Origin of the sequence: Candidatus Glomeribacter gigasporarum BEG34 (assembly GCF_000227585.1) — a bacterium.
Taxonomy (GTDB): Bacteria; Pseudomonadota; Gammaproteobacteria; order Burkholderiales; family Burkholderiaceae; genus Glomeribacter; species Glomeribacter gigasporarum_B.
On record NZ_CAFB01000060.1, the window covers coordinates 1 to 8,455 of the forward strand.

The following is an 8,455-nucleotide window of genomic DNA, read 5'->3' on the forward strand; positions in this document are numbered from 1 at the left end:
GTCGGAGATAGGGGCTATTATGAGAAGATTACCGCTTCCCTGTTGAGGATTTCCACACAAACAATATATCCCGATTCAAGCCGATGTGGCTCGTTCGAGCCTGCGGCTGGAAAAAGTGCCTGTGGCATAGCCATATAGCAGCAGGGTGGGAGGGTAGGCTTTGCCGCCACCTTTGGCGTACCTGCTCGTTACAGCACTCAAGTCCAGCTTCTCGACAACTTCCACAATAGACCTGTTGCGTAATAGGGTTTTAGGGCCTTTTTGTGGAATTTGAGTCTACAAAATAAGGGGTTTTTCGAAAATCGGACTTTTTGCTCGAAAAGCCATCTTCAAAAATCCCGTGTTTTTTTGAGGGTTGGTTGGGGTACCTGGCAGTTACCTTTCCTAACAGCCACCGGCCTTTAGGCCGGTGGAGATAACGATTGGGAGGGGTAAACCCCTCCCAATCTCGCGCGCCCTTGAAACCCTCGGCCTTCAGGCCGGGGTTGGGCGCTTACCGCCCTAAAGGGCGAGGTTTCAAACCAGAGTTAGTTTTACGATGAAAGAATTTTTCGAAATTGAACCTGCATTTAACCCGGATGCAAGAGTCATAGTATGCGAGGGCGATACACTCACGCAGCTGAGGGTACTGCCGGATAATGCCTTCAGGCTGGTGGTCTCTTCGCCGCCCTATAACCTGGGAAAAGCATATGAAAAACAGGTCCGGCTGCAAACCTATCTGGATTGGCAAACGGACATTATTCGAGAAATGCAACGGGTCACTGCCGAGAATGGAAGTATCATCTGGCAAGTAGGCAATTTTATAGACAAAAGTGAAGTGTTTCCGCTGGATATTTATTTCTACCCGATCTTCAAGTCATTCGGGATGCAGCTTAGAAACCGGATTGTCTGGCATTTTAACCACGGTCTTCATGCATCCAACCGCTTTTCAGGGCGTTACGAAGTTCTGCTCTGGTTTACAAAAACCCAACAATATGTGTTTAATCTAGACCCTGTGCGTGTTCCTTCAAAATACCCTGGAAAACTGCATTACAAAGGTAAGAAAGCAGGCCAGCCGAGCGGGAATCCTCTGGGAAAGAACCCATCCGATTACTGGACACTGCTTTGCCATGAATGGGACACAGGATTAATGGATATTCCTAATGTGAAGGCAAATCATCCAGAAAAAACTGTGCACCCTTGTCAATTTCCGGTCGAACTCATAGAAAGATGCCTGTTGGCTTTAACCCACGAGCAGGATTGGGTGTTAGACCCGTTTGGGGGGGTTGGCAGCAGCCTGATCGCCGCACTTAAACATCAGAGGCGCGGGATGATCATTGATAACAATCCACACTACCTGGAACTGGCAAGGCAGCGGATTAGAGATTTTCAGAATGGCACGCTGAAAATCCGCCCCTTTGGGAAGTCGGTTCATCAACCTACCGGAAAAGAAAAAGTCGCGCAGATACCACTGGCATGGCTGAAAAACGCCAGTCCGCAGGCAAGTCTTATATGAAGATAGTCGCACAGTATGATTTCAATGGTGGCAAATCTATAGTTGAACAGAAATACGCATTTGAGTTGCGTCAAATTGAAACTGTCGTCCAGTCGATTGATTCTGCGTGCTATATGACTAAGAGAAGCACTGAAAAAACGATGATGGGCAAAATGCTGTTTGCCCCAATAGAGATTAACAAGGCTTTTAGACGTGAATTCAACAAAATAGGCTGGTCAAATTACAGGGTGGTCTGTGAATATCGGTACGGTGAATTTCTAGAAGGCTATCTCCCTTCGAAAAACATATCATCTAAGCCCTTTCGAGACATGGATTTTATAAAGCCGGATATCAAGCTGGGCGTTGAAGTGCAATTCGGAAAGTATGCGTTTATGGTCTACAACGTCTGTGCAAAAATGACAATCTTCAGCAACATGGGTATCATCGATACAGGCGTCGAAATTGTTCCGGTCAAGCATTTCGTGGATCGAATGAGCACAGGCGTTTCCTATTTCGAGCAGTTTGCATGGGATTTGGCACATCGCGGCATATCGAATATTGACATTCCGGTTTTGATACTTGGCATAGATGCTTGATTTTTAGGTAGTGACTCAAAGGAATTGATCGATTAAAATCATATTCCCATAAGCAGCAAAATGAGGATGTGGATGGCACTTACTCAAGTAGCCTGCCCCTTATGCGCATCACAGCACGTAGTCAGATTCGGTATCAATCGGCAAAAGAAGCAGAGGTACCAGTATCGCAATACAGAGTGCAGTAAAGACCCCTTTATTCTAGTGTATGCCCACAAGGGCTATTTGCCCGAAACCAAACGGGCTATTGTCGAGCTGACCTTAAATGGCAGCGGCATACGGGATATTTCTAGAGTATTAGGCATCAGCGTCAATACCGTACTATCAGAGTTAAAAAAAGAGGCGCGTCTCTCCAAAATATAAATCGCTCATTCTTGGAATCAAAAGCGCATACCGTCAAAAGCGTGCTCATTAAGCAAGTGGCATCCGTAGAGATCGATGAAATGTGGAGTTTCGTTAAAAACAAGGGCCATCAGCGCTGGCTCTGGCATGCTATTGATCATGAAACGGGTCATGTGCTGGCGTATGTCTTTGGCGACAGAAAAGATGTCGTTTTCAAGCAGCTTAAAAGGCTTCTGGAACCTTTCGGCATTCAACATTATTACACGGATGATTGGGGGGCTTATGAACAGCAGTTACCTGAACAGCAACATACAATCAGCAAAAGCAACACTCAGAAGATCGAAAGAAAACTCCTGACTTTACGCACTCGCATCAAGCGGCTGGCAAGAAAAACAATTTGCTTTTCCAAACTGGAAAAACTGCATGACATCGTGATTGGCTTGTTCATCAATCGCTTTGAATTTGGGGTGGCTGTGTAGCATCAATCCCTTTGAAGCATTACCAGAACCTGTTTACGATCTGTCACGAGCGCCCGTCAGGCAGGGAAGGACGGAGCGCAGGAAGCGGAGCATATATGAAATATGTGAGCATTCCGAGCACCGCCCGACTCTGTATCACGGGTGCGCAGTAAGATCGCGAACAGGTTCTTAGAGATCAAAAGAATGACCGGGGAACCGCACCATGACATCGCATCGCAACGCGCAGCACTGCGCGCCGCATCGGGGCTTTACGCTCATCGAACTGATGATCGTGCTGGCGATTATCGGCGTTGTCGCTGCCTATGCCATTCCCGCCTATCAAGACTATCTCGCCCGCAGCCGGGTGGGGGAAGGACTGGCGCTTGCCGCCTCAGCGCGTCTTGCCGTTGCGGAGAACGCCGCGAGCGGCGTATCACTGGACGGCGGATTCGATTCGCCGCCGTCCACCCGCAATGTTGAGTCGATCAAAATCTCGTCTGAAAACGGGCAAATCGTCATTGCTTATACGCCGCGCGTCGCGCCCGCCGGTTCAAATATATTGGCGCTCGTCCCCTCAGTGCCTGATGATCCCGCCGCGCCAACCGCGCGTATTGCGCTGCAACCGGGAACGCTTCAGTCGGGGACGCTGACCTGGGAATGCTTCGCCGCGGATAAAACCGACTCATCACTGCCTGCCCCCGGCCCCGGCCCCTCTCCCGCTGAAAAAACCACGCTGCTGCCCCGCTTTGCGCCGCCGGAATGCAGAAAAACGTAGCGCATTATATGGATTCCGCTTGCCCGGCCGCCGCATCCGCCGCTTCAGAGGAACGGCCATTCACCACCCAACGCAGCAACACCATACCGGGAATTCCCAACGCCGCGCAGAATAGGAAGAAATTGAACCACCCCATCATTTCGACAAAATAACCTGCGCTGGCATTGATAAAGGTGCGCGGCACCGCCGCGAGACTGGTAAACAGCGCAAACTGGGTTGCGGTATAGCGCCGGTCGGTTGTGCTCGCAATGTAGGCGGTAAAGGCAGCCGTACCCAATCCGATGGTGAAATATTCCAGTCCATGCGCCAGCGCCAAGCCAGACAGTACAGGCCCTGCGCGCGCCAGCCATGCAAATCCGAGCGTGGAGAGGATTTGCGTGATACCGAATACCCACAAGCCGCGCGCGATGCCCATCCGGCTCAACAGAACGCCGCCGAGCAAACCGCCCACGACGCCTGTCCATAAACCGGAGGTTTTGGCAACGATGCCAATCTGGGTTTTGCTAAAGCCAAGATCGAGATAAAACGAAGTGGATAATGCCGTCGCCATATTATCGCCGAGCTTGTATAAACAGATGAAAGCCAGCACGAGCAGCGCGCGGCGCCATCCACAGCGTGCAATAAATTCACGGAAGGGCATCACCACCGCTTCGCCAAGCGTTTTGGGCGGCGCGCCGGCAAGGGTGGGTTCTCTAATCAAAAAGGTCATCAACATGCCGGGCAGCAGGCAGGCTGCCGTGATCACGAAAACCGCGGACCACGGCAGATGATCGGCCAGAATTAAGGAGAGTGCACCCGGAATCAGGCTGGACAGCTTATACGCATTGACATGAATCGCCGTACCTAGTCCCTGTTCATGGTCTTTAAGCAGCTCGCGCCGATAGGCGTCAATCACAATATCCAGACTCGCGCTGAAAAACGCCAGCGCGGTTGCCAGCGCTGCAACCGACCAGATCGACTGGCGCGGCGGGATAAAGCCGAGCGCGGCGATGGACCCGCATACTAAAATCTGCATCAGCAGCATCCAGCCGCGCCGCCGTCCTAGAGCGTTTTTCAGCGGCTTGCACTGCGTCGCTTCACGCTCGCCGTATGAACTCGCTGCGGGGTCGCCTCCATCGCTTCGCGATGGAGACCTGCTCCGCCCGCCATCGATCTCCATACTGTCTTCGCGCTTGCTCCTTGNGCAATCTCACTGAAAAANGCTCTAGAAAAATTTTCATTTAATTAATGTTTATATCTGGTGACTTTTATGCAGCTCTGAAATAGCTACGTTGGATGCGATTTAAATGAAAAATGTTCTAGTGATTGGCAATGGCGGGCGCGAGCATGCTTTGGCCTGGAAGTTGTCTTTATCGCCGCGCGTGCAATGCGTGTATGTAGCTCCCGGAAACGGCGGCACGGCCCTCGAGGCGCGCGTGCGCAATATTTCGATTCCCGTCACTCACCTGAGCGCGCTCGCGGATTTTGCAGATCGGGAAGCGGTCGATTTCACGGTCGTCGGCCCCGAAGCGCCGCTTGCAGCCGGCATTGTTGACCTGTTCCGCGCGCGCGGGCTGCGGATTTTCGGCCCGACGCGCGCCTGCGCGCAACTCGAAAGTTCAAAAGCCTTTGCCAAAGCGTTTATGCAGCGGCATGGCATCCCAACCGCCGCATCCGCGAGTTTTGCTGATCCGGAGAGCGCGCATCCATATGTGGAGCGGCAAGGCGCGCCCATTGTCATCAAGGCGGACGGGCTGGCCGCCGGCAAAGGTGTAGTCGTTGCGCATCAGTTGGATGAAGCGCACGCGGCGATTGAGACCCTGTTTGGCAATGGCAGCGCGTGCGTCGTGATTGAGGAGTATTTGAGCGGCGAAGAAGCGAGTTTTATCGTGATGGCCGACGGCGAACATGTGCTGCCGCTCGCGTCGAGCCAGGACCACAAGCGTTTGGGCGATGGAGATACCGGCCCGAATACCGGCGGCATGGGCGCGTATTCGCCTGCTCCGGTGATCACGCCGCAACTGCATGCGCGCATCATGCGCGAGATTATTTGGCCCGCCGTGCGGGGGATGGCGCAGGAGGGCATCCGCTATACCGGATTTCTGTACGCGGGCTTAATGATCGACGCGCACGGCGCGCCGAAGATGCTCGAATTCAATTGCCGACTTGGCGATCCGGAAACGCAGCCGATTCTGATGCGACTGCAAAGCGATCTGGCAACGGTTATTGAACGCGCGCTTTCGGGCGCGCTCGATTCCATCACTCTGGAATGGGATCCGCGCGCCGCGCTCGGCGTGGCGCTCGCCGCGCGCGGATATCCGGATGCGCCGCGCTGCGGCGATATGATCACCGGCCTCCCTGCGTCCACGGAGGATGTGCACCTCTTCCACGCCGGTACGACACAGCGCGAAAATCAATGCCTGACCTCCGGCGGTCGCGTATTGTGCGTGACCGGCCTGGCGGATTCGATTGAAGCCGCGCGCGCGCGCACTTATTCAGCCATTGCACAGATTCATTTCGACGGCATGCACTACCGGCGTGATATTGGCGCACGCGCCTTAGCCTGAATGCGCATCGCGCTTGGCCTTCAATACAACGGCGCTCTATTTTCAGGCTGGCAGTCGCAGCCGCACCGGAATACGGTGCAGGATGCGCTTGAGCGCGCGCTCGCCGCATTTGCGCGAACATCAGTTTCAACCATCACCGCGGGCCGTACCGATGCCGGCGTGCATGCGCTGGAGCAAATTGTTCATTTTGATACGGACATCAAGCGCGCCGAGTTTTCGTGGGTGCGCGGCCTCAATGCTTTCCTGCCGGACAGTGTCGCCGTGCAATGGGCGCATGCGGTGCCTGACGCATTCCACGCGCGCTTTAGCGCGGTGGAGCGATGCTACGACTATGTGCTGTATATCCATCGGGTGCGCGTGCCGTTGCTTGCGGGCCGCGCCGGATGGATTCATGCGCCGCTGGATATCGATGCGATGCGCGTCGCGGCGCGCGCTTTAATTGGTATACATGACTTCTCCGGGTTCCGTTCATCCGAATGTCAGGCAAAATCGCCCGTCAAACATCTGTACGCGCTGGATATTGACATGCGGGGCGCTTTTATCTTTTTCCGTTTTCGCGCCAACGCGTTTCTGCACCATATGGTGCGCAATATGATGGGGTGTCTGCTCGCGATCGGGCGCGGCCGCCAGCCGGCCGGCTGGATGCGCGCTGTGCTTGAGGCGCGCGACCGCTGCAACGCCGCGCCAACGTTTATGCCCGATGGCTTGTATCTGACGCGCATTCGCTACCCGGACGAATTCGATCTGCCTTCATCGGCGCATTTCACCCTCTTTTGAATGACTCTTGCGAACATGAACTGGCTTGACAAACTCCTGCCTCCGAAAATCAAACCTGCCGACCCGCAGAGCCGCAAAAGCATGCCTGAGGGCTTATGGATCAAATGCCCCTGCTGCGAAGCGGTTCTGTACCGCGCCGATGTTCAGAAGAATCTGCATGTCTGTCCCAAATGCGCACACCATATGCGGATTGGCGCGCGCGCGCGGCTGGATCATCTGCTCGACGCAGAAGGTCGTTATGAAATCGGCCAGGACATCGCGCCTGTCGATGCGCTGAAATTCAAAGACAGCCGCAAATATACCGAGCGTCTTAAGATGGCCGCGCGCGAGACGGGCGAGACGGATGCGCTGATTGTCTTTGGTGGCGCCATTCACACTTTTCCAGCCGTTGCCGCCTGACTTTGAATTTGCTTTTATGGGCGGGTCGATGGGATCGGTCGTTGGCGAACGCTTTGTGCGCGGCGTCAAGGCCGCGCTGGACGCGCATGCGCCGTTTATCTGCATTGCCGCGTCCGGCGGCGCGCGCATGCAGGAAAGTATGCTCTCGCTGATGCAGATGGCAAAAACAACCGCTATGCTGCCACAATTATCCGCGGCTGGCCTGCCATTTATTTCGGTGTTAACCGATCCCACGATGGGGGGCGTATCCGCCAGTTTTGCGTTTCTTGGCGACATCGTGATTGCCGAACCCAAAGCGTTGATCGGCTTTGCTGGCCCGCGCGTGATTGAGCAAACCGTGCGCGAGACCCTGCCGGAAGGATTTCAACGCGCCGAGTTCCTGCTGCAAAAAGGCGCGATTGACATGATTATCGACCGCCGGCATATGCGCGACGAAATCGCGCGGCTGATTGCGCTGCTGACCCGGCAACCGGAGGTTGGAATGGCAGCTTGATCATAAAACTCAACATCAGTGGTTCATGCCACTATAATGTAGGATGCTTTGGATATGCGTATAGCCCAGGTGGCGGAATTGGTAGACGCACTAGTTTCAGGTACTAGCGGGTAACTCCGTGCCGGTTCGACTCCGGCCTTGGGCACCAGCCTTATTTAGTAAGGCGTGAAGAATGTTTTAAGCGCTGAAAAATCTGCGCAGTTTGCTCCGCAATTTTGGCTCTGCTCCGCAATTTTTGCACGGGGTATGGAGTTGACCGCCTAATATTTCTGCAAACCTCTTCCCTTGGGGATGCTGATTTTGCATGAAGTAGGCTTATAGTAGCGCTCGTCTCTGAGTGTCCTTTCACGCTTGCGCTGCGCCTCATTTTCAATATCAAAGTGCACTGAGCGCACAAATTCTTTTACAGGGTCTTCTTGGCCTGCATCAATCCTCTGTATCCGCTTTTTATTCTGTACACGGAATAGACGAACGGATTAACGAGCGTTCCGTCGGCGTAATAGGCGCGTACAGTCAGCCAGTCTTGATCTGAGGCGTCCTCTTCCAGATGAACGTGGATGATTCGGCCTTCATATTCAAACGTTTCCAGGATTTCGGA

General features: G+C 53.9%; 8 protein-coding genes, 1 tRNA gene and 3 pseudogenes. 9 read left to right on the forward strand and 3 right to left on the reverse strand.

The features are described 5' to 3' along the window. Positions 1 to 84 precede the first annotated feature (84 nt). Positions 85 to 234: pseudogene (locus CAGGBEG34_RS11830) on the reverse strand (IS5/IS1182 family transposase); the annotation flags it as partial. 304 nt (positions 235 to 538) lie between these two features. Between CAGGBEG34_RS11830 and CAGGBEG34_RS07810 the strand changes: the two are divergent. From CAGGBEG34_RS07810 to CAGGBEG34_RS07830, 5 genes are all read left to right on the forward strand, one after another. Next, positions 539 to 1,495, forward strand: a complete 957-nt coding sequence (locus CAGGBEG34_RS07810) for a DNA-methyltransferase (protein WP_006683168.1) — start codon at positions 539 to 541, stop codon at positions 1,493 to 1,495. Continuing rightward, complete coding sequence (locus CAGGBEG34_RS07815; RefSeq protein ID WP_203224866.1) at positions 1,456 to 2,070, forward strand: BglII/BstYI family type II restriction endonuclease; 615 nt, start codon at positions 1,456 to 1,458, stop codon at positions 2,068 to 2,070. Before CAGGBEG34_RS07810 ends, CAGGBEG34_RS07815 begins: the two co-directional genes overlap by 40 nt. 72 nt (positions 2,071 to 2,142) lie before the next feature. Beyond that, entirely contained in the window at positions 2,143 to 2,430 is a 288-nt protein-coding gene (locus CAGGBEG34_RS11410) for an IS1-like element transposase (RefSeq protein WP_006683170.1), read from the forward strand. A gap of 11 nt (positions 2,431 to 2,441) precedes the next feature. Beyond that, positions 2,442 to 2,888 (forward strand): IS1 family transposase, encoded by a 447-nt coding sequence (locus CAGGBEG34_RS11415; protein WP_006683171.1) that lies wholly within the window; start codon positions 2,442 to 2,444, stop codon positions 2,886 to 2,888. Between the two features lie 202 nt (positions 2,889 to 3,090). Then, the gene (locus CAGGBEG34_RS07830) at positions 3,091 to 3,642 is read left to right on the forward strand and encodes a pilin (protein WP_006683172.1); all 552 of its coding nucleotides are present in this window, start codon (positions 3,091 to 3,093) and stop codon (positions 3,640 to 3,642) included. A 4-nt stretch (positions 3,643 to 3,646) separates the two neighbouring features. Here the strand turns inward: CAGGBEG34_RS07830 and CAGGBEG34_RS07835 are convergent. Continuing rightward, a pseudogene (locus CAGGBEG34_RS07835) lies at positions 3,647 to 4,684 on the reverse strand (AmpG family muropeptide MFS transporter); the annotation flags it as partial. 244 nt (positions 4,685 to 4,928) lie between these two features. On the opposite strand from CAGGBEG34_RS07835, the gene purD reads away from it, so the two are divergent. From purD to CAGGBEG34_RS07855, 4 genes and pseudogenes are all read left to right on the forward strand, one after another. Further along, positions 4,929 to 6,188 carry a phosphoribosylamine--glycine ligase gene (gene purD / locus CAGGBEG34_RS07840; RefSeq protein WP_006683174.1) on the forward strand — a complete coding sequence of 420 codons (1,260 nt, stop codon included), beginning with the start codon at positions 4,929 to 4,931 and terminating at the stop codon, positions 6,186 to 6,188. Next, positions 6,189 to 6,965 (forward strand): tRNA pseudouridine(38-40) synthase TruA, encoded by a 777-nt coding sequence (gene truA, locus CAGGBEG34_RS07845; protein ID WP_006683175.1) that lies wholly within the window; start codon positions 6,189 to 6,191, stop codon positions 6,963 to 6,965. It abuts the gene before it with no gap. 15 nt (positions 6,966 to 6,980) lie between these two features. Further along, positions 6,981 to 7,857: pseudogene (gene accD / locus CAGGBEG34_RS07850) on the forward strand (acetyl-CoA carboxylase, carboxyltransferase subunit beta). Between the two features lie 63 nt (positions 7,858 to 7,920). After that, positions 7,921 to 8,005: transfer RNA gene (locus CAGGBEG34_RS07855), tRNA-Leu, on the forward strand. Between the two features lie 255 nt (positions 8,006 to 8,260). Here CAGGBEG34_RS07855 and CAGGBEG34_RS07860 read toward each other — a convergent pair. After that, positions 8,261 to 8,455: hypothetical protein (locus tag CAGGBEG34_RS07860; protein ID WP_042688376.1), on the reverse strand; the 195-nt coding region annotated here is incomplete at its 5' end.

Bases quoted from the DNA above. Each gene is read 5' to 3' on its own strand.
- CAGGBEG34_RS07810 (WP_006683168.1), top strand. From the start codon at position 539: ATGAAAGAATTTTTCGAAATTGAACCTGCATTTAACCCGGATGCAAGA.
- CAGGBEG34_RS07815 (WP_203224866.1), top strand. From the start codon at position 1,456: ATGGCTGAAAAACGCCAGTCCGCAGGCAAGTCTTATATGAAGATAGTC.
- CAGGBEG34_RS11410 (WP_006683170.1), top strand. From the start codon at position 2,143: ATGGCACTTACTCAAGTAGCCTGCCCCTTATGCGCATCACAGCACGTA.
- CAGGBEG34_RS07830 (WP_006683172.1), top strand. From the start codon at position 3,091: ATGACATCGCATCGCAACGCGCAGCACTGCGCGCCGCATCGGGGCTTT.
- purD (WP_006683174.1), top strand. From the start codon at position 4,929: ATGAAAAATGTTCTAGTGATTGGCAATGGCGGGCGCGAGCATGCTTTG.
- truA (WP_006683175.1), top strand. From the start codon at position 6,189: ATGCGCATCGCGCTTGGCCTTCAATACAACGGCGCTCTATTTTCAGGC.